This window comes from Staphylococcus casei (assembly GCF_030294405.1).
GTDB classification, from domain to species: domain Bacteria; phylum Bacillota; class Bacilli; order Staphylococcales; family Staphylococcaceae; genus Staphylococcus; species Staphylococcus succinus.
In genome coordinates, this window is sequence record NZ_CP125718.1 from 1,820,008 (window position 1) to 1,846,975 (window position 26,968).

Consider the following 26,968-nt stretch of genomic DNA (forward strand, 5'->3'; position numbering starts at 1 on the left):
TTATCTACTACTTTTTAAGACCCCCAATGCTTAAGAATAAACGTGCTTATATGACTTCGATATTAAATCATAAAACATTGTTTTGTTAGGTTCAATTATTTATCTTTTGATTTGCTTGTACTTTTCGTACTACTAGAACTAGACTCCCCATCGACTTCTTCTGAAGATAAGGTCACTTCAATCTTGTCATTTTTACTGACTTGCTGTCCTTTAGTTACCGATTGATTAGAAACAAAACCACTACCTTTCGTAGTTACCTTAGTATTCGTTAAGTTTTCAAATGCAATCACTTCTTCTTTCGTCCACCCAGTCATATCAGGCATCGTGATGTCACCATCAGTAAGCAGTAGCACTTTACTATTCGGCAAGAGTTCTCTGTCCGCAGTTATAGACTGTTTCGTGACTTTCTCTCCATCGCCGATAACAATAGGTTCTAGTGACTTACCATTGATTTTATCTTCTGCTTTTTGAGTTTCTAAGCCTTCAACATTAGGTACTTTACTATATTTAACATCTGCTGTATCTTTAGAGTTTTTATCTCCAACATTCAGATATTTCAGTGTGTTTTCCATAATTGGTTTAAAGGCTTTACTTACACCCATTTCGTATGCTTCTTGGTCGTTTTGTTGGGCTAAGCTCATACCTGCATACACAATCACTTCAGGGTCATCTTTAGGCGCATCACCGATAAAGCTTACGAAATAAGGATTCTCTCCTTCTACATATCCTCCGTTATCTGGATCTGCCACTTGGGCAGTACCAGTCTTACCAGCTACATCATAACCATCCACTCTATAGTTTGCCGCATGACTGTCTTCACTATTCACAACTTTATCTAACTCAGTTCTTACTTTCTTAGCAGTGTCTTTAGTGATTGGTTTACCAGCATATTCTTTCTTACCTTTATAGTAAGTATCCTTACTAACGGGGTTAGTGATATTGTCAACATACCACGGCTTCAACATATTACCATCATTGAAGAATGATGATTGTGCTTTTAGCATTTGTACCGGTGTAACTGTTGTAGATTGACCGAAAGCAGAAGTTTTTTGTTGCGCTTCATTATCCCAGGCAATACCACCTGTAGCTTCACCGTCAAACATGCCATGAGTCGACTTACCGAAACCAAATTTTTCATACCATGATTTCATTTTATCTGTGCCAACTAAATCTTGTAAATGCATCATTAATGTATTAGATGAATACGTGAACCCTAATGTCATTGGGATATCTCCCCAACCCACTTTGTTCCAGTCAGAAATTTTTGAGCCCATCACATCTCTTGGTCTTGCTGTATATTTTTTATTTGGTTGGAATTTACCTTCTTGAATGGCCGCAGCTAGTCCAAACGATTTAAATGTTGAACCGGGTTCATACGTATTTTGATACAAGTCATTTGCCCATTTTTCACCAAAACCTTTACCTGTTTCAGGATTAAATGTCGGTCTTTGACTTGAGGCAAGAATTTCGCCAGTATGTGCATCCATTACAACTGCAAATAAATCTTTTGGTTTATACCGGTCAACCATACTATCTAATGCTTCCTCCACAAATACTTGTATATTGGAATCTATAGTTAAATGTACATCATCACCACGTTGAGGAGTTTTTTCTTTCTTAGTATTTGGTGCAATATAACCCCAAATATCATGAATATATGATAATGTTCCTTTTCGTCCAGTTAAATAGCTATCAAAGATCTTTTCGACACCCATTGCGCCTTTTAAATCTCCACTTTCAGGATCTTTTTGTGCGATTCCTATTAAATGAGATGCAAAATTACCATTTGGATAAAAACGCTCAGTTTCAGGGTAAAGTGTGATTCCTGGAAGGTTCATTTTCTCTATCTTTTCTTTTTGTTGATAGGTTATGTCTGTACCTTTTTGTCCAAATTCGACTTGGAACGCTTTTTTATTTTCTAACTTCGTTTCAATCTCTTTTGCAGACATATCTACTACAGTAGCTAATTTTTTAGCAGTTTTCTTTTTATCGACAACGTGCTTGGGTTTATCACTACCTGCACTTGCTTTTTTATCTACGATAGCAACCAGTTTATAACGTTCCACATCTTCTGCAAGAACTTTACCATTTCGATCATATATTTTTCCTCGTTCAGGTTGCTCTTGGCTGTTAACTAAATATTTTTCGTTCGCTTTCATGATTAAATCTTGGCCCGAAGAATGTCCAGTCAACATAATATATGAAAATCTTAAAACCAACGTAAAAAAGAGCAGTCCGAATCCGAGAATCAGTAGGACTGCCCCTATTTTATTTTGTTTAATTGGTAAGTTTGGCTTTTTAAATCTAATTCTTCGCTTCGTCATTATTACGCACTACCTTTACATTGTCGTTCTTAAGGCTCATTCCTTGGTCTTTAGCCTTATTGTAAATGCGTTCATATGATGAGTTCTTTTTAATTTCAGATTCTATTGCGCTGTTTTCACTTGATTGTTTTTCGATTTTAGTATCTAAATCTGCAATTTTTCCTCGAGTATCATACGCATCCATTTTCAAAGATAGCATATAAATACTAATCAAAGCAATTATTGTTATAAGACCTATGTATAACATTTTTTCGAATTTAGTAAGTTGTACGACAACCTTACGTTTTACGGTTTTGGTCTGGGTCGATGGTTTCGACTCAGGAATCGGTTGTTCGACATCATTATAAGGTTGATATATCTTCTCTGCTACCACTCAACATTCACTCCTTATTTTAATATTTCTGCAACACGTAACTTAGCACTACGTGCTCGGTTATTTGTTTCTAAATCGTCATCAGCAGCTGTTATAGGCTTGCGATTAACGCGTTTCAATTTAGGCGTGTATGCTTCAGGTATGACTGGCAATCCTCTTGGGACGTCTGGTCCCTTTTCATATTCTTGAAACATTTGTTTACATAAACGATCTTCTAATGAATGGAATGTTATCACTGAAATTCTACCGTCTACTTTCACCGCATCAATTGCCTGTTCTAATGAATCTTCAAAAGCTGATAATTCATCATTTACTGCAATTCTAATTGCTTGGAAAATCCTTTTGGCTGGGTGCCCGCCTTTACGTCTCGCTTTGGCTGGTATACCTTCTTTTATGATATCTACAAGCTCTAGTGTAGTTTCGATTGGCTTTTGCTCTCTATTTTGTTCGATACGCCTAGCGACTTGTTTTGAAAACTTCTCTTCCCCATATCTATGGAAGATTCTTACTAAACTTTCAAATTTCCAATCATTTACCACTTCATAAGCTGATAATGATTGTGTCTGATCCATTCGCATATCTAACTTCGCATCATGGTGATAACTAAAACCTCTCTCAGGCACGTCCAATTGTGGACTTGAAACGCCTAAGTCATAATATATCCCATCAACTTTTTCAATATTCAAATCATCTAAAATTTCAGTTAATTTTCTAAAGTTGCTATGGACAAAGGTGACTTTATGTAGATGTTCTTTTAATACTTCTTTTGCATTTTCAATTGCAGTTGTATCTTGATCTATTGCTATAAGGCGACCATTGTCATCGAGTTGTTCTAGTAAATAGAGGGCATGTCCAGCTCCACCTAATGTACAGTCGACATACACGCCATCTGCTTTAATATTCAAATAATCAATGGTCTCCTTAAGCATTACGCTGACATGATGAAACAATTTAACGCCTCCATTTAAAAGTCAAAATCAATTAAGTCTTCAGCAATATCTTCAAAGCTATCTTCAGATTCTTCATAGAAGCTGTTCCAAGTTTCTCTATCCCAAATTTCAATTCGATTTGAGACGCCGATTACTGTGCACTCTTTGCTTAAATTAGCATATTGTCGCAAATTTTGCGGAATGTTAATACGCCCTTGTTTATCTAACTCTACTTCAATCGCTCCCGAGAAAAACATACGCATGAATTTACGTGCGTCTTTTTTAGTCATTGGTAATGTCTTCATTTTCTCTTCAATAACTTGCCATTCTTCCAAAGTATAGCCAAACAAACATTTATCAAGGCCTCGGGTGATTACAAAACGTTCATTTAAGTCATAACGAAACTTAGAAGGAACAATCATACGTCCCTTCGTATCCAGCTGGTGTTCGTATTCCCCCATGAACATTTATAATCACCTCACCTTCTCATATATATAATTTACCACATCTCACCACTATCCTCCACTAATTATATAATTTTCGCCCAAATTTATCATTTCACATAAAAAAACCCCCGATTCATCTTATAGATGAATCGGGGTATTCCTTACAGCCTCTAAGGTTTCAATATAATATGATCAAAAGTATAAGGAAGTGGTGGATAGGTGGTGGGACTAAACACATCAATCCCAAAATCATTCATAATTTGTAGCGGATTCCATATTCTTTCTTGCAATCCTGCCATAGGGTGAAGCGCTTCACTCAACTCTTTAAAATGTTTCATACTAATTTCATTTTCTCTTTCGATATTTAACAAGTATCTATTTACAAGATAGTCATACTGTTTTTGATGAATCGCGTTGTTTTTTTCTACTAATACTTCATTATCATTGTTACCTTGTACTTCTATTTTCAAATCTTGATATAATTGTTCCTGTTTCGCTTTTATAGCATCGATTTTATCAATAAAATTTTGTGAAGCTTGTGCTCGAACAAACTTCTGTTTATCATCTTGAATACCGTTTGCGATGATTTGTGTTATATCTAATTGATATTGTGATAATAATTTTTCAGTTCTTTCATTAATATAGCTTATACGTAATCTCGGTAAGACTACAGGCATAGAAACCCCTAAAACATTAAACACTTCACTCAGCTCAGTCCAATATTTTATTTCACTAGGACCTCCAACAAATGCAACTGTATTAAATAACCACTCTTCCATTACAGGTCTCGTAACAACATTATTAGAAAACCTTTCAGGTTCCGATTCGAGAATATCCAATAAAGCTTCTTTTGATATTGTCTTATTGGATTTATTTAAATGGAAGTAACCCTCTTTAAAAGAAAGTAATTGTCTCATATTATCTTCATGTAAAAACAAATGTACATTTGTATCCGTTTGTATCATTTGATCTAAACCAGCTTGAACGGTTTGCGCTTGTGTTGCTCGAAAAGCATCATCAACTTCTTGATGTTGTTCAATGATTTGCTTTATAAATGGTTGCTCTAATTTACGTAATGCAGGGTCGTTAGCATCTATCATTAAAAGCCCATAAGTCTTAAACACTTCATGCAATAACGCTTTAAACATATCCGTCCAACTATCGTAGCGATCTATAATATTACGACAGATTTCTAGCAACGGTTTAGAATGTGGGGTTTCATTCATTTGTTTGAAAAATTGAGCTAACGTTTCTTTTAATTGTGTTTTATCTGGCTGATAACGGGATACACTTGTTTCCGGAGGAACCATTGTATGATATTTGATTTTATGTAAATTAGCATCATGGTTATTATATACATAGGTATGATTCACTTCATCAAAATCATGATCCTCTCCAGCAATCCAAAAGACAGGTACTACATCAGTGTCATAATCTTTAGATAGACTTTGACTTAATGTAATGATAGAAAAAATTTTGTGAAAAGTGTATAAAGGTCCCCCAAATAAACCTGCTTGTTGTCCGCCTACAACTACTTTTGCGCCTTCACTTAATAATTTAATATGCTTATTTTGTGCTTCAGTTAACTCTAAGTCACTCATATACTGTTCTATCACATGAGCTAATTCTGTTTCTCTTCCGTTACTTTCGTTCAATAACCTTTGCTGATAGCTTTTAGAATCCATCGCATCCATGTGATAAAACTGAGCTAACATTGAATCGCTTTGTTTAATTTTAGAAATAAATTGATCTTGCTCATTAAGTTTCTTAGTCATACAATCCATTCATAATTCTCCTTATGTTACTCTATTCCTAATCAGTATAAAGTTTATGTACTTTGTTGACAATTTAACGGCTTATAATATTAAATTTTTTTATGTTATGCACTTATATAAGATTCTATAAATTGTTGCATCCTCCTATTTTCCCTTAATTAAAGTCAATTGTGTTAAACAATAGTTTTATTTAAAGTGATTTTTAGCTAATGTGTTTACAACCGTCATTTTTGTGAAATATCATTATAAATAAGGTATAATAATAATTAAGAAAACAAAGGGGGAACGGTTTATGAGTAATGTAAAACATCTTGATATAAATTATAAAACGGATGAACTGTTTGAAGATTTTAGGAACTTTGGAAATGAAGACTTATATTTAGTCGATGAATTACGTGGAGAAATGATTGATGCTAGCTCAGATTCACCTTTTTACGGCGTATATGTCGGTGATAGATTGGGCGCGCGTATGGCCTTGTACCGTAAAGGAGAAGTAGAAGAAGTCCATTTCCCTGAATACGATGATTATAACATCATATGGAAATTAGAAGTATTACGCGACTTCCAAGATCGTGGTTATGGTACAGCTTTATTAAATCACGCTAAAGCACAAGGTTTACCTATTAAAGTGATTGCCCGCAATCAATCCAAAGATTTTTTTATTAAACAAGGATTTAAAGATTTAGGCGAAACAAACAAAGATGGTCATGATGTGCTCATATGGGCACCAGAATAAATAAAAAGGATTGAACTAGCTAATTATCTAGTTCAATCCTTTTTATATGTATAATTCCAATTCTTTTAGTGAACGAATCGTATAATCAGGACTAATATCTGTTTCATTACTATTATTGCGTGGGTTAAACCAACATGTATTAATTTTGGCGTTTTTCCCACCTAAAATATCAGAAGTTATAGAATCTCCAACAATTATGGCATGCTTTCTTCTATCTTCCCCTATCTTATCAAATACATAATCAAAAAACTCAGGCATCGGCTTTTGATATCCAGTTTGCTCCGAAACAAAAACACCTTTAAACCAACCTCCAAAAGGTGTTTTCTCGATACGTCTCTCTTGCGTTTCTAACACACCATTAGTAACAATATATAAATTATGATTATCTTTTAACCGTTTTAATGTTTCAAGTGTATGATCAAAATATTTAATTGGTGCATTTGCTAATTCATCTCTGAATATATAATCTGCCTCACTGCCATCTACTTCAATTTGATGTAGCGCAAAATAAGCTTCAAACCTTTTACTTAGCACTTCATCTTTTGTTATTTTCTCTTGTTGAAACGCTTCCCAATGTGATTGGTTAACTTTCATGAATAATTCTAAATCACTATGAGTACTGTTTAAATTATACTTTTGCGTCATTTTAAAAAAAGCATATGCTTCAGCATCATGAAAATCAACAAGTGTATCATCAAAGTCTACAAGTATATCTCTAGCTTTCATATTATACATTCTCCTTTTAAGCTTTAATAATAAATCGTTATAAGTTATTTGTACTTAAATCATATATTATTTTGAGTATACACTTTTTTTATACATAAAAAAATGGCTAAGGTTATCACCCTAGCCATCGTCACTGTTCATATTTAGAATCCAAATAATTTTGCCAATATACCTACGCCGCTTGATACGATATCTACAATGCTTGTGCCTAATTTAGCGCTGTCTCCAGCAATCCCTGCTTGCACTGTGTTTTTAATTGCTTCAAATAAACCTTCCATAGTTATTATCTCCTTTTCTTATATATTTCATTGGTTATGGTATAATGCCTAGAATCCGAATAATTTTGCTACTATGCTTACGCCATTTGATACAATATCTACGATACTTGTCCCTAACTTAGCGCTATCTCCAGCAATCCCTGCTTGCACTGTGTTCTTAATTGCTTCAAATAAACCTTCCATTATAAACACTCCTTTTAAAAGTTAAAATGTTTGTGACTGAAATTATGTTGAAGACGATAACTTTGTTTAACCATTTTGTAAGTCATCGTTTTGTTACTTTTAATATAGAATAATACTTGATATAATTGTGGAATTTTTCTTACTTAGCTATAAACGAGCAGTTTTCGTCATTTTATACATTGTTCGAAACAGTTTTGAATGCTTAACTGTATTTACAACAATTTAATAACACGCAATACAATTAATTTCACATTAAAGTCATGTTTCTTTAATGTGAAATTATTTTAACTTTTATACACCATCCTACTTTTCATTTATATATTATGTATAATATTACGTAGCGTATTTATTTATAAAAAAATAAATACGCTACTTAAATTTAAGCAGCGTATTTCCGCAAATTAATCAATAATACTTATTATTTTCTTATAGCTAATATACTCATACCTTTTTAAATATGTTTCGAAACATATTTTTTATATTTCATTTATATATTTTATAAATTATCATAAAGAAAGTTATGATTGTTATATATAATTCTATCTAAAGTTTAAAAACCAGAAAATTATTTTTATTATTCTCTTTTTAAGTAATATAATCCATCATCTAAACTTAATATTTTATACTTCTTTAACAATATTTCGGTTGGCAGTGATATACGTGCCATTGATTGTTTTAAGTCTTGGTGTACCTTTAGAGGAAAGTACTATTTTTTGAATATCTACGCTTTGTTTTGCTTTAATTTCATTTACTGGATCACTCTTAAAATTTCTATTTTCATAAACTTTACAATTTTTTATAGCAATGACGCTATGTGGGTTCTGAAATATATATTGATTGGACTTACTTTTATTCACACGCGTAACAAAATCTCTATTCGCTGTAATAACATGACCTTCTATTGTTATGAGTCTTGGCGTACCTTTCTTTGTAAACCTAATCTCACTGATCTCTAGTACCTCACCAATTTCAACATTTTGCTCAACGCGTTCAGTAAATTCAACGTCTTTATAGAGATATATTTTTTTGCGTACTGAAACCGTTACAGGATTATACATAAAATATTGTTTTGTCTCTGCTTTTTTTCTTTTTTCTGTTGTTTCATTATAAATTCAGCTTTGAAATTTTGTCTCTTTAAATTCAAATGACTATTACCATTCGGCAAATTCATATTTACTTTGTATGGTTTATACTCATCATGAATGAGATTGATATTAAAATTATAATCACATTTATTTAATTCATCTGTATTTATATATATATAGTTTGCATTTTCATAAAAATCCACCTCTATTTCATTAGGTTCGTTATATATTTCAGTGAGCCTTACTTTATCTATTTTTACGTTATCATCTTTATATACTCTAATAACCTCTGTTAATTGATCATTAATAACTTGTGTGCCTTCATAAACAGCAAATATAGCTTCCTTAATTGGTATGCATGCTTTTAAACTGTCCGGCATAGCAAAATGCACTTGATTGTCCTTAACATATCTATCCCCTTTACCACCTTTAAGCAGCATGGAGATATATTCAAAAAGTTTTTCATAATCTTTATTGATTAATAATTGATAAATATTCTTGTACTTATCTTCTACAATGTAATCTTCTACATTCTTATTGTGTTGCTTCAATGTAGCTACCATATCATCAAATAAATGATAAAAATCTTCTTTATTATTATTTTTCAAGAACCTATGACCATTGAATAAACGAGATATGAAATCTACCTCAACGATTCTGCTAATAGCTTGAAATTCAGCTCGTTCTGGCAAATCTAATTTTAGAACTTCTTTTAGTACAATTAAATTGTAATTTGTTTTCTCAATAATACTTGTTTCACCAACAAGCGATTGATTTTCAGTATATCTATTTACATGATAAACAGGTATTGAATTCATCGAAGCACTTTTACATTTAGAAATAGCATTGATAAAGAATAACTTATCTTCGCCAAATTTCAATTGTTTAAATTCGATATTATTATTTACAATAATATCTCTTTTTATTATTTTACCTGGGGGCCCTACAGCTCTAAAAATTTTGTTAATTTCATATGGAACCAGGTTATTCGCCACTTTATACGATGTAAATCTCCCTAATTTACTAATCGAATTATCTGCATGCTTGATACTATGTCCAAATGCTACATCTGAATTATTTTCAATTGCTTGATTTAATAATGTCGGTAATCCAATTGGGTCTAACCAATCATCAGCATCTAGAAAAGTAATATATCGTCCTTTAGCTTCTCTAATACCCATATTTCTAGGCTCTGAAGGACTGCCTGTATTCTCTTCCAATTTAATCATTTTAATAAAATCATATTTATCCACATATGCATCAAGAATTTTCAACGAATTATCACTAGAACAATCATCGACAAATATAGCTTCAATTTTTGCTTTATTTATTTCCAACTTATTTATCGATTCAATGCATGCATCTAGAAATAATTCTTTATTATACACAGGTACTATAATAGATAGAAATTTTTCCAATTCACAATTCCCCTTTTTTCATCAATATGTAATACATTATATTATATTAAATAGGATAAAATCATGTTTTTCGATATATAAATGAAAATAAAATTTCCAAACTTTGTCATAATACTTAGTTTTCTTGTAATTGTTCATAACATTTTTATAATAAATTGAAATTGCCCAACGTTAAGTTGTTAACTATAGGAATATTGTAGTGGCGTAAACTTATTTTTCTTATTGATAGCAAATATAACATATGTAACAAAATATTACTTATTTTAACTCGTTTACATTGTTATGCTTCCGTATTTTTACCTTTTGAAATATTAGAGATATTTAAGTACTTTAAATTTCATGATTGGTAGTCACATTATGGATTTAAATCAAGTATCTACTAAAAGCATGAAAATTAGAAATGTTTATCACAACTTAGAAGAAAAGTATTATGGTAGAAAGTGGACAGTATTGGAAGATGGCTTAGCATTATCTACTGATGTAGGTTTAAGTCGTAGATTATTAATAGATCAAACGAGGATATAACTCGATAAATCACAAGATAAATAGAATTGGGAGTATAAACTGGATAGATTGTTTGGTGGTTAGCTGTAATCTCAGTAAAAATGAATATTAACTCAAATGAAGCTATGGAAAATTTTATGGATAAAAATAAACAGACTTCGATATTAAATAATTATTATCTATAGTGTTAGTACTTTATAAAACAAAAATAAACCACCCAGTGACATGTATGGGTGGCCGCAAATTAATTCTAAAAACTAACAATTGTTAGTAACTATCGTATTCCCTATTAATTATAATAAAAACTAGAAACTATTATGTTGCAGTTAAAATTGAAACGAGTGTATTACTTTAATATCAATGCAAATCGATTTACGAACTATTTTTTCTTTAATTTACTCATAATTTTATCAATATACTTAGAATAATCTTTTCCTTTTTTTTGACTAATTTTATCATTTACTTTATGCAAACCTTTTTCAAGCTTTCCATTTTCAACATATTTATTAAGCAAGTTCTTAATTTTAGTTATCAAAGGATAACCTCCCTTAATTGAGTAGTATCAGATTGATACCCTATAAACTTAAATATTAAACAAAGTAACGGTTAAACGCAAAATATAAATAATACAGTTCAAAAAAAGTTGAATTATAATAGGTATCGTTCTCCTTAATGTATTTGAATCTAGTTATTAAGTTATATATAACATAACAGACCCGTTCATTAATAAATGGGTCTGTTATGTTTAAGTCAAAGCTATATTAAATTTTACTTTTATAAACAAAGTATCTGCGAACGAATTCTATGACCATCATCCATACGATATGTCCAAATAGTTCCGAAACATGTTCCTGCACTGGTTGTTCAAATGCATTTGGTACCACATGCATGATTGGCATCACAACTAAATGGAAGACTATCCACACAGCTATACCAAATATAGAACCATACCCCATCGAAAGCTTAGAAAAATGTTTAACCAATATAATATAAATAAAAGCGAATGCAATTGAAAAGCCAAAATGAACAATAAAACTGATCCATGGCATGGATTGATCTGAAAATTGATACGTCAAGTGTGTCAATTCAGGACTAAAACCCAATTTTTGTAATAGTTCTTGAGGTGGATTGGTCATATTTCGCTCTGGTGTTCTTGGTGGTAACATCACTTCCCAACCAAATTTGACAATACCTGATAGTAATCCACCAACGATAGTAGCATAAATAATTTGCACAAATGATAATTTTTCTTTTATACGCATTCGTATTCCCTCTCTATCTATTTTTAAAATTTTAATATTATGAATCATCTTCTCAAACCATGAATATAGGTTTCTATAATTATTTTTAAATAATAATATCAAACGCAATTTATTATAACAACTCTATTTTTCAAAAATTATAAACAACATTGTGACAAAATTTAGCCTAATTCGTTATAACTGTTTCGCTTGTATATCTCTCTTTTTATCACTTTAATTGATAAATCTATCAAGGTCCTTTCTCTTCATTTAACCCATAAAAAAACATCCCTTTATTAGAGAGATGTTACTCAAAGAGAATCAAAATATGATAACTATAATTGGTAATTATATAATGATTCTATCTTTTAATATATACAACGCTTTATTCTTCTGAATATAGTAAAAAAAGCACCTATTCATTTAGGCGAACTTCTATATATTTAATTAACCCCATGATTTAATCACTGACTGCAACGTAATTATCTTGTCCATCTTGAAAATTAAAACCGCGTGTACCTGACATTTCAATAATATCATGGCCAGTTAATCCTTTTGCTTTTATTTTTTATATAACTCATCAAAATTTTTCTTTAAACATTAACGAGGGTGTAGCAAGATTTACTTCGGGGCTATACTTTCTCATGAATGCTTTTTCAATAATCAAAAGAGAAGTTTCTAGTTGATTCGTAGGTGCAATTTCTACAGCCTTAAATCCATCCGCCATTTCTTCTTCTGATACAACCACAAAACCTAAAACGTCTTTCCAGAATTTAACTGCTTTCGCTTGGTCATCTACGTAGATCATCACTTGATCTAGTTTTACCATGACGCCCGCCTTCTCTTTCATTAACACGTTAAATATATCCTAAAAGAGTAAAATTCAAACTACTAAGTGTATTGTAATAGCAATATTAAAGGATATCGCTATTTAATTAAGGGGATTGTCGCATATTTATATAGTGATAAACCGATTTCTTGCTTTTGTGCAATTTTACACTTATGATTAAAGGATACTTAAGTTACCTATTTAACAACATTAATCATCATTTGAAGTCATACATATTTACAATAAAGGATGATTATATGTTTAATATTGAAAACTTATCAAAAAGAGAACTTTTAGAAGATGTATATCATTTATTAGAAATGACAGAAATAGCAATGGAAGAAAAAGACTATATAAAGGCTATAATAGTAAAAAAAGAACTACAGAACCGAATTAGATACGTAGACAACTTAGACTACGAAAATTTAGGCACTCATGCATTTAAAAACTATTGTATAACTATTCACCAAGCTATGGATAAATCAGGGGTGAAATGGCATAAAAATGATAGAGACCCTTATGAGCATTATATCTTTAAATTGGATGAAATTAGAATTGAATTAGATTATTATATTGCATTTTCATAATTTTTTTATAAAGCGCATTAATATTTTAATTATATTTGACATATAATAGGAGTGTTGATTTATGGGGTTAAAAAAATATAGAGTTAAAACTGGCTTAAACAGTTATGAGTTATCTAAAAGACTAAAGTCTATATATACGAAAACAGATTTAACTCATGGCAAATTACAAGATATTGAAAATAAGAAGACGTCATGTACAAAAGAAAACCAGCAAGACTTAGCGGAATTTTTCAATACAACCGAAGAAAATATCACTAAAACATAATCACCCATTTTAAATATGGGTGATTTCAATTGTTTATAATGCCGTTGAAAAAAGCAGTTGATAGTAATTGCTTTGCCCTTTAATATGAAAACTCATATTACTTTTGTTCACACAATACAAGAAAATTATTTTTTAATAAAACTATGTACCACTCTCACAATCATAGAAATTGTAGGTATAATCATTATTAATAAAACTAAATAATAAATATCAACTACTGTGTTTTCCCAAGTTATAGGAACAAATAATCCAGAAACCATGATTAAAACTAATACTGCTATATTTATCATAATACACAAAACTAAGTCTATTAGGCTTGAAGTTCCTTTATAATTGAATGAGTTTTTCCAATAATTAATATACATAAATTTTTCTCCTCAAAATTATAATCGTATATATCATACATATGATTCATAAAACAGAACTTACAACATAAAAATAGAGCAAGCGTGAGAAGGGCTCGCTCTTTAAGAAAGTTGTAAAATATAAAAGTATAAATAACGAGATGTACACCACATAACAGTGCACAATTAAAATATAACAAATTATTTATCTTAGCTCAACTAGTAATTAACAATAGTAAAATACCACATTTCCAGTATCTTGAAATATCACAAACTGAAATTATCCACCATCCGACCCACAACATATTTACTGCTATCTTTCACCAAAGTTAATGTGATTAGTTCTTCAAATATTGTTTGATTCCATATTGATATTTATACACATTTACTTGATGAACAAAAAAGAATGTGATTAACATGTCATAGGATTGATCTGTTAACACAGACTTGCTCTGCTTTCTTTAATCTTTGATATATCAGGCCATTTGGTCCTCTTAGAGGTATTATATAAACTATGTGATACCTCGATTCATTAACGTATAGTTACTTTAAAACAGTCTTTCATATAAAATGAGTATTCAGAGAAGAATAAACTCATTTATCGACGTTTTTTTCAAAACAGAAGAATCAATAAGTTTTTCAGTATAATGTATAATTAAATTATAAATCTAGAAATGAGTGATAAAAATGACAAATACATTACGATTGATATACCCAGATTGGCAATCAGGCAATAAAGCAGAATATTATTTTGGTGCTGATTTATTAAAAAGTCTTATTCCCAAAAATAAAAACCAAAAAGAAATCAAAATTAATGTTGAATCACCTCAAAACAATGAAATCTATAAAGAAAATGGTGTCTACGGACAATCTCAAATTATAAATAATGTAGCAGAAGCTAAAAATATTCTAGATAAAGAAAAACCTAGCAAAATCATAACTTTAGGTGGTAATTGCATGGTATCTCAAGCCCCCTTCGATTATCTTAAATCAAAATATAAAGATGATTTAGGCGTTATTTGGATTGATACACATCCAGATATCTCAAGCCCAGAAAATGTACCAAGTGAACATGCTATGGTTGTCGCTAACTTATTAGGTCAAGGGGATAACGAACTTTCTAAATTAGTTTCAAACCCTTTAAATAAAGATCAATTGTTATATGTTGGATTACAAGATTTATTAGATTTTGAAGTTCATCATCTTAAAGAATTTAATATTGATTACGAAATCCAAAATCAAAGTATTTATAATTATCCCAAAATACAAAATTGGATTAATAAAAATAATTTTTCAAAAATTGCTATTCACTTTGATATAGATGTACTAAATCCTAAAGAATTTAAATCTACTTATTTTGCAGAACCAAACGTTACTGAATTTCCATCAGCATCTGGGCAAATGTCTTTGAAACAATTAAACGATATTTTAAGCGGCTTATTCAACAACAATGATGTTGTAGGCTTTACAGTTGCAGAATATCTACCATGGGACCAAATCAGTCTTAAAAACATTTTCTCTAAACTCAATATATTTGAATGAAATAATATCTTTATTCAAATTACTTTATTGATATCAATCCTCAAACCCCCACCTATTGATTTAGGCGGGGGTTACATATTCATAGAACACTACATCCTTTTCGAAAATTAAATTTTTCAAATTTCCTTTTACCTTGAAAGATGTGTCTATTTCTGTTTCTTTTCTTTTTTTTACTTAGAATTTTTTTCTTCTATAACTACATTTGTTACTAAATTATAACTTGGATTTTGTATATGTTCAGATAAATCTGGGATAACAAAACCTTTATCTGTTATTGGAAAACTTTGTGTAACTACCTTGTTATCTTTTTTACTATAATAAGACACTTCAATTTTAGAATTTGGTGCTAATTCTAAAACTTTATACTTATTATAATCTGAAGCATCTAACGTCCATTCAACATATTTTATAACTTCTTTTTTTGTTAAGAAAGTACCTGGTTTTATCGGGAATTCTACATAATGCGGATGCAAAATTTCATTCCCTTTTTTATCTAATCCAGTTATATTTACCATTAAATGTGGGCCTGCTGCCTCTTGATAATCTTTTTCTCCACCTATTTTTAATGAATGATTATCATTAGAAGATGCATTCACCTGAGGATTAACGAAAGCTGTTAAAGCGATACTACTTGCTACTAGAGAAGTCATAATGACTTTCTTATGTTTTTTCATTTAAAATCACCTCTTTATTTTTTTATATAATAACACGAAATCACATCGAAAAAACAATATATTTTTTACAACTTTTTGACAAAAACATCAAAATTATATTTTATAATGAAGTGTTTTAAAACTAAACAAAATAAAAACCACCTCTTCATTGAGATGGTGGTTTAAAATAATATTAAAAGTGTTGTTTTCCTAACTCTTTTGGAACAATAATTTTCCCATCGATAATTACTTTGGACTGACCCCCTAATTTTAATTTTTCTCCATTATCTATATATATTTTACCGTTCCGATTTATACACGATCCTTGAGTATTGATATAATTCTTTTCGTTGGCTAAATGATATAAGTCAGCCATTACTGCTACACATCCATTACCACTCCCGCAAACTGGGTCTTCTTGCACACTATCTTGCGGACAAAAAGAACGAACTTCAAATTTTGCTTCACTTAAATCTGTATGTTCACCAAAAATTGTTACTCCGGTAGTATGATCATAGAGATATTTTTTCATTTCAATAAAATCCGGCTCAATCTTTTTAACAATATCTGCATTTTTTAAATTAAGAGTTAACCACTCTGCCCCAATATTAATATTCTTACTATATATAATATCTTCTGTAGTTATGTTTAAACTATTAGCTAAACCACTTAAATTAGCAAAAGGGATATCATTTATTTTAGGTTCAGGCAAACTAAAATACATTTTATCTTTATTAATATCAATTTTTATTAAACCTGCACCACACTCTTGAATCAAAACGTTTTTATTTTTAGCAATTAAACCATTATCTAGTACAGCGTGTGCTGAACCAAGTGTAGGATGACCAGCAAAAGGTAGTTCTCTATTTGATGTAAAAATCCTCAATTTATAATCAGCATTTTTATTTTTTGGTTTACAAACAAATGTAGTTTCAGATAAACCGGTCCAATTTGCAATATTCTGCATTTGATTCGTAGATAAATTATCTGAATCAAAGACTACAGCAACAGGGTTACCTTTAAAATACTCGTTTGGAAAAACATCTACTTGCTTGAAATTTAAATATTCCATTTTCATTCCCCCAATTAATTACTTCCAATATTAACACAAGTCATTTCTTAAAGGATTCGTTCCGTAGATTTCACCTTAATTAAACCAATTTCTTCATATTTGAATTTGAACATTGTTCATAACTATCTACCTTCTCTATGGCTCCATTTCTTTAATATAACTCACTTCAATTTATGGACATGGAACATTCACAAACTAATTTATCGTTTAACTCGCCCATTGATTATTACTTAACTGTATTTTTTATATTGTGCTGATCTTCCATGCTATCTTAGGATCGTAGTAAAATGTACGCTTGCACGTCTAAATCAAATCAGGCAAATGCATTACTGCGCCTGTCCTTATAGTATGAGTATAATTTAAAAAGAACATTAAAAAGGTAGACGAATCCCCACACGTCTACCTTAAATATATTAGAGCTAATTTAGTAACAATAAAGTAACTATAATTAGTGCTCTATTTAATTACCCTTAACTATATTTTTAAAACAAAAAGTTCCAGTCTTCAAGATAGAGTGGCTAAAAAAGGATGAAGTGCCATCTTATTCTTTTAACTTTTAATTACTGTAAAAGCACCATGCCATGCTAAAACGATATGTGACGGCCTTCCTATTGTTGCTGTATTAACATTTGCTGCAATTTTCTGAGTAGGGCCCTTTCATGTGTTTCATTACTATGTTATCTAATACAGCAATATTATTTCTAGCATAACTAGCTGCTACTAATAATTTTCCTGAATCTTGTTTATCGTATTGTATTTGTTGATATACAGGCATTTCATTACGTGGGTTAATCTTCTCATGAATTACATAATTCAGTCATGATACGACATGTATGATCTAGTGATTTAAGCTTACGTGAACGATTAGAGAAGTAACAAGCTTCAACACCCAATGCGATATCATGAGCTGCATCTGTAACTGGGTTATCTTTCCACATCGTGACTAATGCGACTGCAATAGTCATTAGTGTTGACTCATCAACTGGTATTGGACTAACTCCTATATTTGATAACCATTGATTTATTAATACAATAATAAGTGCTAAAACTCTCGCGATTGCTGTTACTTTTGCATTCATAATTTTTCCTCCTCATAATAAAAAGCCGACATGACTATGCCGACTTAAATAATTGATAATATTTTTGTGTTATGTTGATTTACAGACAGAAAAAGGGCAACACACATAAGTGTATCGCCCCATTGAGCCCGTTAAAAAGACGGTGACAGATTATTATAAGTTATTTTTTATGATTTAATTTAACAATTGTAATCACTTTATTTTTAAAGTTTTTGGATTGTAGTCTTATTAAAACCAATAGTGTATTTTAAACCATATCCAATAGCTCTATCCATGCTAATATGAACCAACCAAATTAATGCAATCTGCAATAACAAACTTTCCCCAATTACTAAATAAAACAAAGTTATCAATAATGGAATGATATAAGAATGACCAATATTGTATACATAACTACCAATTTTATTATTAAACAAATACCCCAACATAGAAATATCAGGAACTAATAAAAATATTAAAAAAATCCATAAAGAAAAACCAAACATAAAATAAATTATAACAGCAGTAATAAAAACAAATGCATTTTCTACCTTAATTAAATTACCCGTAAAAACCCCTCCTTTCTATTAGATTGCTAAACCTTATTACTTTATTCAATTGCTTTATTGACGTTTAGGATTGGAAATCACCCAAATTAATAGGTGGGTTATTTTATTTCAGTTATCGCACTTAATCTTATCTTAATTAATCCAGTTTCTTCATATCAGTGTAAACATTGTTCATGAGTATCTACTTTGTGTATGTAACTATTTATATTTCTTATATACCCACCTTATTGCATAAAATGTTTATAACAACATTATTTTGATAAACTAAAAAACTCCTAAACTTTCCACCCAATATTATATATAATGAATATGTATGTTCAAATAATATTAAGGGAGAAATGTTAAATGAAAAAGGCATTATTTTTAGTATTAGCGAGTTTTTTAGCGTTAGCAGCATGTGGGAATTCAGAAGAAAGTAAGTCAGAAGATAAGAAAGAAACGAAGTCATCGTCAAAAGATGATAACAAGAAAGATGAAAACAAGAAGTCTAATGACGATAAAAAAGAAAAGTCAGATAAAGAAGATAATGATAAAAAAGAAACTTCTAACACTGATAACAATCAACAAGAAGATACACAACAAGCAAACACTGAACAGCAAACACAATCAACGCAAGAACCTGTTCAATCACAACAAGAAGTTCAACCTGTAGAACAACAGCAACAACCTGTGCAACAAGAACCTACTGACCAAGAAAAAATGGAAGCTAATGCAAAAGTAGCTAAAGAACACGGGTATACGGGTATACCTAACGGCGATGCCGGTTTATTAGATTCTGATGCTGCCTATAAACAAATGAAGGAGGAAGAAGAAGCAAATTCAGCTGCTCAAGAAGCTAAAGAAGAAAAACTACAAGAAGAATATTTCGGACTTTCCGATAAAATGTACGGTGATGAAGAATATAGTGATAAAGAGATGGAAGCAATGGAAAAAAGACAAGATGAAATTTTAGAAGAAGTAGAACCAATCAATTAATAATTTTAAGGGCAGTCCCTACTGCCCTTTATATTTTTTTGTTTTTTTAGGAGGAATGGTTAATATGGCAACATTTACAGTGACAAAACGAAAAAATAAAACATCAACTTCTTGGCAATATGATGTTAAAGACTCAAGTTTTAAGTCTGGTAAAAAGCGTAAGTCTGGATTTAAGACTAAAGCAGAAGCTACTTATGCAGCACAACAATTAATTAGAGATTTGGAAGATGGAAACAATGTTGAAGAAAACAAAAAATTCGAGGAATATTATAAAGACTGGTTAATAGCAAACGGGAAAAATAAACTTTCTGATAAACAACAATACTGGTATGATCATGCACTTGATTTATTTCTGGCTCACTTTGGCGAAGATATATTAATTAAGAATATTACAAGGAATGAATACCAAAAATTCATTTCTAATTATTCAAATGGTAGAACATCAGAAACAGTTAGAAAAGTACATTTATATATATCCAGTTGTATCAAAGATTCTATATATGATGGCTATTTAAAGAAGGACCCAACTTATAAAGTGAGTTATAAAGGTACTAAATTACCTAAAAAGGAAAATGTGAAGTTTCTTACTATATTAGAATATGAACAGCTAAGAAAATACTTCAAACGAAAAGATGATAAAAGTACGCTTGTGTTATATATTCTTTTAATAACTGGCGCAAGGTTTTCAGAAGTGAATAGAATGACTTATAAAGACTTATATTACAAACCTGGTTTAATTCATTTGCCTGGTACTAAAACAGAAAATGCAGATAGAGAAATAGAGGTATCTGATAGTGATTTAAGTTACATTAAAAAAGCAATAGCAAAACACCCACAGAAAATTAACAGTGAATTATTTGGCTTATCTCAAACTGCTATATCTAAAGTGTTTAAAAAAGCAAAAATAAAATTTAATATCGAAGATGCAATCACACCTTATTCATTAAGACATACACACGCTAGTTACCTTATTAGTAAAGGGATCTCAATTGAGTATATTAGTAAAAGATTAGGACACGCGAATATTTCTATAACTCTTGATGTTTATACACATTTACTTGATGAACATAAAAAAGAGCAAGGTCAATGTGTCAGAGAATTATTCTCTTGACACGTATTTGACACTTGCTCTCTCAAATCGTTGATGTATCAACGGGTATAGTGTCCTGGGAGGGATTCGAACCCCCGACCGATGGCTTAGAAGGCCATTGCTCTATCCAGCTGAGCTACCAGGACTTAACGTTTTTCAACACAAATATAATTATATCTAACTTAGTACTATAAAGCAATACTCTATGTGTTAAAAATAAATATGATTTTTCACTATAATAGTCTTTTTATCACATTTTTAGTATTATGTTTAAAATCTTTTTAAATACTGCTTGGAAATGTCATGAACGAGGTATAAAAAGCCTTTTATTTAAAAAAAGCATATTCACAGTATCATGAATATGCTTTTAAAGTCTTAAATCGTGAACGATTCACTTTCTATCACTTCATGATTTCGATTGCGAAAGTTTAAGATTGCACTTTGCTGTGCTTCATCAACTAATATTTCTGCATATGTTTCTTCAATATCACTCCGTGATTGTGAAATACTACCTGGATTAATGATATGTATACCACCAATAACTTCGTGCTTTGCTACATGAGTATGCCCATAAAAAGCAAAGCTACATTCTAAAGCTTTAGCTTGCTCAGCAAGTCTCATTCTTGTGCGATTTACATTATATAAGTGACCATGCGTATAATATGCCTTAATATTATTGATTTTAACAGTTTCTTCAATTGGAAATTCTGGATAGAAATCTGTATTTCCTTTTACTCTATAGAAATGACTCAACTCACTATCATCATAAGCGAATTCAGAATCTCCTAAATGGATTGCCACGTCTAAATCTTCGTGTTGGTTAATAATGTTAAATAGAACACCTTGTTCAGTATGGTTGTCACTCACTATAATCCATTTTGTCATTATTGTTCATCCTTTAAATAATGGCGTAACTGTTCTATTGCTTTACCCCTATGACTAAGTTCACTTTTTTCTTCTACAGTTAGTTGAGCCATCGTTTTATTTTTTTCAGCTATATAGAATATTGGATCGTAACCAAAGCCATTATCCCCTATCTTACTTAAAGTTATTTCACCTTGGACAGTACCTTTAAATTGGACAGTTTCTTCTCCTGGAGCACTCATACTTATGACACACACAAACTGTGCATTGCGATTTACAGTGTCACCTAAGTTTTTAAGTACTTTGTCTATATTTGCTTCATCATCTTTGTCCACACCCGCATAGCGTGCAGAGTAGACACCTGGCTCTCCATTTAAAGCGAATACTTCTAAACCACTGTCATCGGCAATCACACGTTTATTTAACGCTTTGGCTGCAGCTTCAGATTTTAGTTTAGCATTATCTTCAAATGTCTCTCCCGTTTCTTCTACATCAAAACCTTCAATAATTTCGCTAATACCTATTACATTATATTCTGGAAAAATAACTTTGAAATCATTAATTTTGCCTTTGTTATTCGTCGCAATTACAATATCTTCCATCATTATATCTCCTTACTTAGATTTCTATTTTTTCTACTTTCACTTTCATGTGAAGCCATTCTTCAATAATACTTTCGATATGTTCCGTATCGCCTGTAGCAAAAAACTTATGGGCTGGTTTTCTTTTATAGCCAGCATGTTCATTACTGAATGTTAATAATGCACTCACTTCCCGTGCTGTTTCTAAACCAGACGAAATGACAACCTTTTCTCCACCAAAATAATCATTAATATATTGATATAGCAATGGATAATGGGTACATCCTAAAATAACTGTATCCGCATCACTATTTCTCCACTGTTTAAGCGTTTGATGCATAATAATACTGGTAATAGTTGGATCTTTATAGCGCATTTGTTCAACTAAAGGTACGAATCCTGGACATGCAACACCTGAGACTTCAACATTAGGATTTATATTTTTAATATGATGTCTATATGCTTCAGATTTTATTGTACCTTCTGTACCTAAAATTAAAACATTTTTATTTTTAGTCGTCATAATTGCGGTTCTAGCACCAGGTTCTATTACACCGATAACCGGGATCGCTAACAAATTTTGTAAATGATTCAACGCAACAGCTGTAGCTGTATTACAAGCAATCACTAACATTTTAATATCAAATGTCATGAGTTTTTCAGCCAGTTCTGTTGTAAATTGCCTTACTTCAGATCCATCTCTTGGACCATAAGGACATCGCTTAATATCCCCTAAATAATAAATTGTTTCATTTGGAAGTTGACGCATAATTTCTTTAGCAACCGTTAATCCGCCTACTCCTGAGTCGATTACACCAATTGGTTTGTCCATAGTCAATTTCATCCTTACTTATTTACTTGTAATTTATTTTAGCACAGTAGTGATTTCAAAATCATTTATCACGATTGAAATAAAGACTTTTATTATATATATAATATCTACTGCCTTCAATCATATTGTAATCCTTATGATATGATGTATAAAAAATGGGCTTAACATCTGTTCACCACAAATGTTAAGCCCTAATTTAAAATGATCGTCCATTAATTAACTTGGTGATCTGAACCAAAGAAAGATTTGAACATATGGAAAGACGTTTCTCTATTTAATGCTGCAATAGATGTTGTCAAAGGAATCCCTTTAGGACATGCATTGACACAGTTTTGAGAATTTCCACACTCTTGTAATCCGCCGCCACCCATTAATGCATCTAGGCGTTCGTCTTTAGTCATTGAGCCTGTTGGATGTAAATTAAATAATCTTACTTGAGAAATCGCTTGTGCTCCAACGAAATCATTATTACTTGTAACGTTTGGACAAACTTCTAAACAAACACCACAAGTCATACATTTCGATAATTCATACGCAGTTTGGCGTTTTTTCTCTGGCATACGTGGCCCTGGACCTAAATCATAAGTACCATCAATTGGGACCCAAGCTTTCATTCGTTTTAAGTTATCGAACATTCTTGTACGATCCACCTGTAAATCACGAATCACTGGGAATGTATTCATCGGTTCAAGTTTAATAGGTTGTTCTAATTGATCAACGATTGCAGAACATGATTGTCTTGCTTTACCGTTAATAACCATTGAACACGCACCACATACTTCTTCTAAACAGTTCATATCCCAAATCACAGGTGTTGTTTTTTCACCTTTACTATTAACTGGATTACGTCTGATTTCCATTAAACATGCGATAATATTTAAATTTTCTCTATAAGGAATTTCAAATTCTTCTTCATAGGGTTTTGACTTATCATCATCTTGACGCTTAATTATTAGTTTAATTGAGTTCTTATTGTTTTGTTGTTGCCCACCTTGAACATCTTGTGTCGGAGTATCATTTACTTCTTTAGTTTCTGCCATGATTACTTACCTCCTTTAGACTTCGTAGAATAGTCGCGTTTACGAGGTGGAATTAAACTTACATCGACGGGTTCGTATGTAAATTTAGGTGCTTCAGTTTTTCCTTGATAAGATGCTAAAGTAGTTTTTAACCATTCTTCATCGTTTCTTTCAGGAAATTCTGGTTTGTAATGTGCACCACGAGACTCGTTTCGGTTATATGCACCGATTGTAATAACGCGGGCTAATACGAGCATATTCCATAATTGACGTGTGAAGAATACAGCTTGGTTACTCCAAGTTTGAGTATCTTCAATATCGATATTTTGATAACGTTCCATCAATTCAACAATTTTTTTGTCTGTTTCTAATAAACTCTTATTCTCACGAACCACAGTAACATTCGCAGTCATAATTTCACCAAGTTCTCGATGAAGTTTATAAGCATTTTCAGTACCTTTCATGTTCAGTAAATAATCAAATTGCTCTTGTGCATCTTGAACATGCTTTTCAAAAAGACTTTCATCTAATTCAGTATATGACTTCTCAATATTTGAGATATAGTCAATCGCATTTGGACCAGCAACAGTGCCACCATAAATAGCTGATAGTAAAGAATTAGCACCTAAACGATTACCACCATGTTGTGAGTAATCACATTCGCCTGCTGCAAATAAACCTTTGATATTTGTCATTTGGTCAAAATCAACATACAAACCACCCATTGAGTAGTGTACTGCTGGGAATATCTTCATTGGGACTTTGCGAGGGTCATCGCCAGTGAATTTTTCATAAATTTCAATAATACCGCCTAGTTTAACATCTAACTCATGTGGATCTTTATGTGACAAATCTAGATAAACCATGTTCTCACCATTGATACCTAGTTTTTGGTTAACACATACGTCGAAGATTTCACGTGTCGCGATATCACGAGGCACCAAGTTACCATAGTCTGGATATTTTTCTTCTAAGAAGTACCATGGCTTGCCATCTTTATAAGTCCAAATACGACCACCTTCACCACGTGCAGACTCACTCATTAATCTTAATTTATCATCACCGGGTATAGCCGTTGGATGAATTTGAATAAACTCGCCATTCGCGTACTTAGCACCTTGTTGATAAACGATTGAGGCTGCTGATCCAGTATTAATCATTGAGTTAGTTGTCTTACCAAATATGATACCTGGACCACCCGTTGCCATAATAACTGCATCTGAACCAAAGGATTCAATTTTTGCTGTTGTCATATTTTGCGCAACAATACCTCTTGCCATATTGTCATCATCTTTAACGATACCTAGGAATTCCCATCCCTCATATTTTGTTACGAGACCATCTACTTCAAAACTACGAACTTGTTCGTCTAAAGCATAAAGTAATTGTTGTCCTGTTGTAGCGCCAGCGTATGCTGTTCTATGATGTAAAGTACCACCAAAACGTCTAAAATCTAATAATCCTTCATTTGTTCTATTGAACATAACACCCATGCGATCAAGTAAATGAATAATCTGTGGTGCTGCTTCTGTCATCGCTTTAACAGGTGGTTGATTCGCTAAGAAATCTCCACCGTATACAGTATCATCAAAGTGAACTGTTGGAGAATCTCCTTCACCTTTGGTATTGACCGCTCCGTTGATGCCACCTTGTGCGCACACAGAGTGTGAACGTTTAACAGGAACAAGCGAGAATAAATCTACATGTGCACCTTGTTCAGCTGCTTTAATTGTTGACATAAGACCAGCAAGTCCGCCTCCGACAACAATAACTTTCTTCTCTGCCATAAATTGTCACTCCCCTAAATATATATCAAAGACTTTTCTAAATTATAAAAATGCAAGAATAGCACTTAAACCAATGTACGATACGACTAAAAATACGATAAGTGAAACCCAAGTGAAAATTTGTTGTGATCTTTTAGATTGTAGTACACCCCATGTTACTAAGAATGACCATAAACCATTCGCAAAGTGGAATGTGACTGATAACATACATACAATATAAAAAATCAACCATAATGGATTGGATACAATATCGTGTACCATGTCGTAATTTACTTCATGGCCTAATGCACGTTGGATACGTGTTTGCCATAAATGAATTGCAACAAATACAAACGTTAAAATACCAGTGAAACGTTGCAGTAAGAACATCCAGTTTCTAAATTTAGAATAATGTCCTACGTTTTCTTTTGCCGTGAAGGCAATATGTACACCATAAACTGCGTGATAGAAAATCGGAATATAAATGACCACAAATTCCAATACAATTAAAAAAGGTAAAGATTCCATAAATCCGGCTGCCTTGTTAAATGCATCAGCACCTTTAGTCGCTTGATGATTAACAAGTAAATGAATTAATAAGAATCCACCTATTGGTATCACGCCTAATAATGAATGTAAGCGTCTTAAATAGAATTGATTTTTCGAATATGCCAAAAGGAGGCCCCCCTGTGAAACAATTGATTTTTTTGGATTTCCTTTTCTTTCAAGTGAATTAAGCTATTCTATTTATCATTAAAAAGCATTAAGATAACAAGTTATTCCACCATAATATGTTTACTGCAATAAAATAATTTGCTCAATTATATTTAGCAGAAAAGTATATCTCTGATTTAAAATTACATATTTTCTATAATACTAATCATTAATGATAATATCTCTCAAT

The 26,968-nt window shown here is 31.4% G+C and carries 29 protein-coding genes, 1 tRNA gene and 1 pseudogene; 7 read left to right on the forward strand and 24 right to left on the reverse strand.

Annotated features, from left to right (window positions below; all coding sequences use genetic code 11):
- Positions 1-95: 95 nt before the first annotated feature.
- From QMO72_RS08775 to bshC, 5 genes are all read right to left on the reverse strand, one after another.
- A complete protein-coding gene (locus QMO72_RS08775; protein ID WP_103267404.1) occupies positions 96-2,324 on the reverse strand; it encodes a penicillin-binding protein in 2,229 nt (742 codons plus the stop codon).
- Positions 2,305-2,697, reverse strand: coding sequence for a cell division protein FtsL (ftsL, locus tag QMO72_RS08780; RefSeq protein WP_046836165.1), 393 nt, complete (start codon positions 2,695-2,697; stop codon positions 2,305-2,307). The genes QMO72_RS08775 and ftsL overlap by 20 nt, the downstream gene beginning before the upstream one ends.
- 14 nt (positions 2,698-2,711) lie before the next feature.
- Entirely contained in the window at positions 2,712-3,647 is a 936-nt protein-coding gene (rsmH, locus tag QMO72_RS08785; protein ID WP_103267405.1) for a 16S rRNA (cytosine(1402)-N(4))-methyltransferase RsmH, read from the reverse strand.
- Positions 3,648-3,661: 14 nt separating this feature from the next.
- Positions 3,662-4,093: a division/cell wall cluster transcriptional repressor MraZ gene (gene mraZ, locus QMO72_RS08790; RefSeq protein ID WP_046836163.1), complete on the reverse strand. Its 432-nt coding sequence runs from the start codon at positions 4,091-4,093 to the stop codon at positions 3,662-3,664.
- A 149-nt stretch (positions 4,094-4,242) separates the two neighbouring features.
- Positions 4,243-5,856, reverse strand: coding sequence for a bacillithiol biosynthesis cysteine-adding enzyme BshC (gene bshC, locus QMO72_RS08795; RefSeq protein ID WP_103267406.1), 1,614 nt, complete (start codon positions 5,854-5,856; stop codon positions 4,243-4,245).
- 283 nt (positions 5,857-6,139) lie between these two features.
- On the opposite strand from bshC, the gene QMO72_RS08800 reads away from it, so the two are divergent.
- Complete coding sequence (locus QMO72_RS08800) at positions 6,140-6,583, forward strand: N-acetyltransferase (RefSeq protein WP_103267407.1); 444 nt, start codon at positions 6,140-6,142, stop codon at positions 6,581-6,583.
- A gap of 42 nt (positions 6,584-6,625) precedes the next feature.
- On the opposite strand, the gene QMO72_RS08805 is transcribed toward QMO72_RS08800, so the two are convergent.
- From QMO72_RS08805 to QMO72_RS08825, 5 genes are all read right to left on the reverse strand, one after another.
- Complete coding sequence (locus QMO72_RS08805; protein ID WP_103267408.1) at positions 6,626-7,309, reverse strand: YjjG family noncanonical pyrimidine nucleotidase; 684 nt, start codon at positions 7,307-7,309, stop codon at positions 6,626-6,628.
- A 143-nt stretch (positions 7,310-7,452) separates the two neighbouring features.
- Positions 7,453-7,587, reverse strand: coding sequence for a beta-class phenol-soluble modulin (locus QMO72_RS08810; RefSeq protein WP_069824316.1), 135 nt, complete (start codon positions 7,585-7,587; stop codon positions 7,453-7,455).
- A 48-nt stretch (positions 7,588-7,635) separates the two neighbouring features.
- The gene (locus QMO72_RS08815; RefSeq protein ID WP_103267409.1) at positions 7,636-7,770 is read right to left on the reverse strand and encodes a beta-class phenol-soluble modulin; all 135 of its coding nucleotides are present in this window, start codon (positions 7,768-7,770) and stop codon (positions 7,636-7,638) included.
- A 620-nt stretch (positions 7,771-8,390) separates the two neighbouring features.
- Positions 8,391-8,828: a DUF5776 domain-containing protein gene (locus QMO72_RS08820; protein WP_286093171.1), complete on the reverse strand. Its 438-nt coding sequence runs from the start codon at positions 8,826-8,828 to the stop codon at positions 8,391-8,393.
- Positions 8,813-10,273, reverse strand: a complete 1,461-nt coding sequence (locus QMO72_RS08825) for a glycosyltransferase family 2 protein (protein WP_286093172.1) — start codon at positions 10,271-10,273, stop codon at positions 8,813-8,815. Before QMO72_RS08825 ends, QMO72_RS08820 begins: the two co-directional genes overlap by 16 nt.
- A 357-nt stretch (positions 10,274-10,630) precedes the next feature.
- Between QMO72_RS08825 and QMO72_RS08830 the strand changes: the two genes are divergently transcribed.
- Entirely contained in the window at positions 10,631-10,798 is a 168-nt protein-coding gene (locus QMO72_RS08830; RefSeq protein WP_158264633.1) for a nucleoside triphosphate pyrophosphohydrolase family protein, read from the forward strand.
- Between the two features lie 358 nt (positions 10,799-11,156).
- On the opposite strand, the gene QMO72_RS08835 is transcribed toward QMO72_RS08830, so the two are convergent.
- From QMO72_RS08835 to QMO72_RS08845, 3 genes and pseudogenes are all read right to left on the reverse strand, one after another.
- Positions 11,157-11,312: a hypothetical protein gene (locus tag QMO72_RS08835; protein ID WP_167693330.1), complete on the reverse strand. Its 156-nt coding sequence runs from the start codon at positions 11,310-11,312 to the stop codon at positions 11,157-11,159.
- Positions 11,313-11,538: 226 nt separating this feature from the next.
- Positions 11,539-12,039, reverse strand: a complete 501-nt coding sequence (locus tag QMO72_RS08840; protein ID WP_103267319.1) for a YagU family protein — start codon at positions 12,037-12,039, stop codon at positions 11,539-11,541.
- Positions 12,040-12,478: 439 nt separating this feature from the next.
- Positions 12,479-12,847, reverse strand: a pseudogene (locus tag QMO72_RS08845) (VOC family protein).
- Between the two features lie 257 nt (positions 12,848-13,104).
- Between QMO72_RS08845 and QMO72_RS08850 the strand changes: the two are divergent.
- The 3 genes from QMO72_RS08850 to QMO72_RS08860 all read left to right on the forward strand — a co-directional run bounded on the left by QMO72_RS08850 (position 13,105) and on the right by QMO72_RS08860 (position 15,585).
- Positions 13,105-13,434 carry a hypothetical protein gene (locus QMO72_RS08850; protein WP_103267318.1) on the forward strand — a complete coding sequence of 110 codons (330 nt, stop codon included), beginning with the start codon at positions 13,105-13,107 and terminating at the stop codon, positions 13,432-13,434.
- A 61-nt stretch (positions 13,435-13,495) separates the two neighbouring features.
- Positions 13,496-13,699, forward strand: a complete 204-nt coding sequence (locus QMO72_RS08855) for a helix-turn-helix domain-containing protein (protein ID WP_069824322.1) — start codon at positions 13,496-13,498, stop codon at positions 13,697-13,699.
- A 1,031-nt stretch (positions 13,700-14,730) separates the two neighbouring features.
- Positions 14,731-15,585: an arginase family protein gene (locus tag QMO72_RS08860; RefSeq protein ID WP_103267316.1), complete on the forward strand. Its 855-nt coding sequence runs from the start codon at positions 14,731-14,733 to the stop codon at positions 15,583-15,585.
- 170 nt (positions 15,586-15,755) lie between these two features.
- Here the strand turns inward: QMO72_RS08860 and QMO72_RS08865 are convergent, their stop codons facing one another.
- The 4 genes from QMO72_RS08865 to QMO72_RS08880 form a co-directional block, all read right to left on the reverse strand.
- Positions 15,756-16,235: a staphylokinase domain-containing protein gene (locus QMO72_RS08865; RefSeq protein WP_433963176.1), complete on the reverse strand. Its 480-nt coding sequence runs from the start codon at positions 16,233-16,235 to the stop codon at positions 15,756-15,758.
- Positions 16,236-16,431: 196 nt separating this feature from the next.
- A complete protein-coding gene (locus QMO72_RS08870) occupies positions 16,432-17,310 on the reverse strand; it encodes a PhzF family phenazine biosynthesis protein (RefSeq protein WP_107553944.1) in 879 nt (292 codons plus the stop codon).
- Between the two features lie 797 nt (positions 17,311-18,107).
- The gene (locus QMO72_RS08875; protein WP_103267893.1) at positions 18,108-18,389 is read right to left on the reverse strand and encodes a phage holin; all 282 of its coding nucleotides are present in this window, start codon (positions 18,387-18,389) and stop codon (positions 18,108-18,110) included.
- 203 nt (positions 18,390-18,592) lie between these two features.
- A complete protein-coding gene (locus QMO72_RS08880; protein WP_103267894.1) occupies positions 18,593-18,925 on the reverse strand; it encodes a DUF4260 domain-containing protein in 333 nt (110 codons plus the stop codon).
- A 357-nt stretch (positions 18,926-19,282) separates the two neighbouring features.
- On the opposite strand from QMO72_RS08880, the gene QMO72_RS08885 reads away from it, so the two are divergent.
- The gene (locus tag QMO72_RS08885) at positions 19,283-19,912 is read left to right on the forward strand and encodes a hypothetical protein (RefSeq protein WP_103267895.1); all 630 of its coding nucleotides are present in this window, start codon (positions 19,283-19,285) and stop codon (positions 19,910-19,912) included.
- A gap of 64 nt (positions 19,913-19,976) precedes the next feature.
- Positions 19,977-21,023 carry a tyrosine-type recombinase/integrase gene (locus tag QMO72_RS08890; protein ID WP_103267896.1) on the forward strand — a complete coding sequence of 349 codons (1,047 nt, stop codon included), beginning with the start codon at positions 19,977-19,979 and terminating at the stop codon, positions 21,021-21,023.
- Between the two features lie 51 nt (positions 21,024-21,074).
- Here the strand turns inward: QMO72_RS08890 and QMO72_RS08895 are convergent.
- From QMO72_RS08895 to QMO72_RS08925, 7 genes are all read right to left on the reverse strand, one after another.
- Positions 21,075-21,148: transfer RNA gene (locus tag QMO72_RS08895), tRNA-Arg, on the reverse strand.
- A 229-nt stretch (positions 21,149-21,377) separates the two neighbouring features.
- Complete coding sequence (locus QMO72_RS08900; protein ID WP_103267897.1) at positions 21,378-21,887, reverse strand: YfcE family phosphodiesterase; 510 nt, start codon at positions 21,885-21,887, stop codon at positions 21,378-21,380.
- Positions 21,887-22,468, reverse strand: coding sequence for an XTP/dITP diphosphatase (locus tag QMO72_RS08905; protein ID WP_103267898.1), 582 nt, complete (start codon positions 22,466-22,468; stop codon positions 21,887-21,889). Before QMO72_RS08905 ends, QMO72_RS08900 begins: the two co-directional genes overlap by 1 nt.
- 16 nt (positions 22,469-22,484) lie before the next feature.
- Positions 22,485-23,279 carry a glutamate racemase gene (gene racE, locus QMO72_RS08910; RefSeq protein ID WP_069824328.1) on the reverse strand — a complete coding sequence of 265 codons (795 nt, stop codon included), beginning with the start codon at positions 23,277-23,279 and terminating at the stop codon, positions 22,485-22,487.
- Between the two features lie 212 nt (positions 23,280-23,491).
- Positions 23,492-24,319: a succinate dehydrogenase iron-sulfur subunit gene (sdhB, locus tag QMO72_RS08915; RefSeq protein WP_103267899.1), complete on the reverse strand. Its 828-nt coding sequence runs from the start codon at positions 24,317-24,319 to the stop codon at positions 23,492-23,494.
- Positions 24,320-24,321: 2 nt separating this feature from the next.
- Positions 24,322-26,085, reverse strand: a complete 1,764-nt coding sequence (sdhA, locus tag QMO72_RS08920; RefSeq protein WP_103267900.1) for a succinate dehydrogenase flavoprotein subunit — start codon at positions 26,083-26,085, stop codon at positions 24,322-24,324.
- Positions 26,086-26,127: 42 nt separating this feature from the next.
- Entirely contained in the window at positions 26,128-26,739 is a 612-nt protein-coding gene (locus QMO72_RS08925; RefSeq protein WP_103267901.1) for a succinate dehydrogenase cytochrome b558 subunit, read from the reverse strand.
- Between the last annotated feature and the right edge of the window lie 229 nt (positions 26,740-26,968).

Coding starts and splice junctions, on each gene's coding strand:
- QMO72_RS08775 (WP_103267404.1), bottom strand. CDS start 2,324: ATGACGAAGCGAAGAATTAGATTTAAAAAGCCAAACTTACCAATTAAA.
- mraZ (WP_046836163.1), bottom strand. CDS start 4,093: ATGTTCATGGGGGAATACGAACACCAGCTGGATACGAAGGGACGTATG.
- bshC (WP_103267406.1), bottom strand. CDS start 5,856: ATGGATTGTATGACTAAGAAACTTAATGAGCAAGATCAATTTATTTCT.
- QMO72_RS08800 (WP_103267407.1), top strand. CDS start 6,140: ATGAGTAATGTAAAACATCTTGATATAAATTATAAAACGGATGAACTG.
- QMO72_RS08805 (WP_103267408.1), bottom strand. CDS start 7,309: ATGAAAGCTAGAGATATACTTGTAGACTTTGATGATACACTTGTTGAT.
- QMO72_RS08810 (WP_069824316.1), bottom strand. CDS start 7,587: ATGGAAGGTTTATTTGAAGCAATTAAAAACACAGTGCAAGCAGGGATT.
- QMO72_RS08815 (WP_103267409.1), bottom strand. CDS start 7,770: ATGGAAGGTTTATTTGAAGCAATTAAGAACACAGTGCAAGCAGGGATT.
- QMO72_RS08820 (WP_286093171.1), bottom strand. CDS start 8,828: ATGTATAATCCTGTAACGGTTTCAGTACGCAAAAAAATATATCTCTAT.
- QMO72_RS08830 (WP_158264633.1), top strand. CDS start 10,631: ATGGATTTAAATCAAGTATCTACTAAAAGCATGAAAATTAGAAATGTT.
- QMO72_RS08840 (WP_103267319.1), bottom strand. CDS start 12,039: ATGCGTATAAAAGAAAAATTATCATTTGTGCAAATTATTTATGCTACT.
- QMO72_RS08850 (WP_103267318.1), top strand. CDS start 13,105: ATGTTTAATATTGAAAACTTATCAAAAAGAGAACTTTTAGAAGATGTA.
- QMO72_RS08855 (WP_069824322.1), top strand. CDS start 13,496: ATGGGGTTAAAAAAATATAGAGTTAAAACTGGCTTAAACAGTTATGAG.
- QMO72_RS08860 (WP_103267316.1), top strand. CDS start 14,731: ATGACAAATACATTACGATTGATATACCCAGATTGGCAATCAGGCAAT.
- QMO72_RS08865 (WP_433963176.1), bottom strand. CDS start 16,235: ATGACTTCTCTAGTAGCAAGTAGTATCGCTTTAACAGCTTTCGTTAAT.
- QMO72_RS08870 (WP_107553944.1), bottom strand. CDS start 17,310: ATGGAATATTTAAATTTCAAGCAAGTAGATGTTTTTCCAAACGAGTAT.
- QMO72_RS08875 (WP_103267893.1), bottom strand. CDS start 18,389: ATGAATGCAAAAGTAACAGCAATCGCGAGAGTTTTAGCACTTATTATT.
- QMO72_RS08885 (WP_103267895.1), top strand. CDS start 19,283: ATGAAAAAGGCATTATTTTTAGTATTAGCGAGTTTTTTAGCGTTAGCA.
- QMO72_RS08890 (WP_103267896.1), top strand. CDS start 19,977: ATGGCAACATTTACAGTGACAAAACGAAAAAATAAAACATCAACTTCT.
- QMO72_RS08900 (WP_103267897.1), bottom strand. CDS start 21,887: ATGACAAAATGGATTATAGTGAGTGACAACCATACTGAACAAGGTGTT.
- QMO72_RS08905 (WP_103267898.1), bottom strand. CDS start 22,468: ATGGAAGATATTGTAATTGCGACGAATAACAAAGGCAAAATTAATGAT.
- racE (WP_069824328.1), bottom strand. CDS start 23,279: ATGGACAAACCAATTGGTGTAATCGACTCAGGAGTAGGCGGATTAACG.
- sdhB (WP_103267899.1), bottom strand. CDS start 24,319: ATGGCAGAAACTAAAGAAGTAAATGATACTCCGACACAAGATGTTCAA.
- sdhA (WP_103267900.1), bottom strand. CDS start 26,085: ATGGCAGAGAAGAAAGTTATTGTTGTCGGAGGCGGACTTGCTGGTCTT.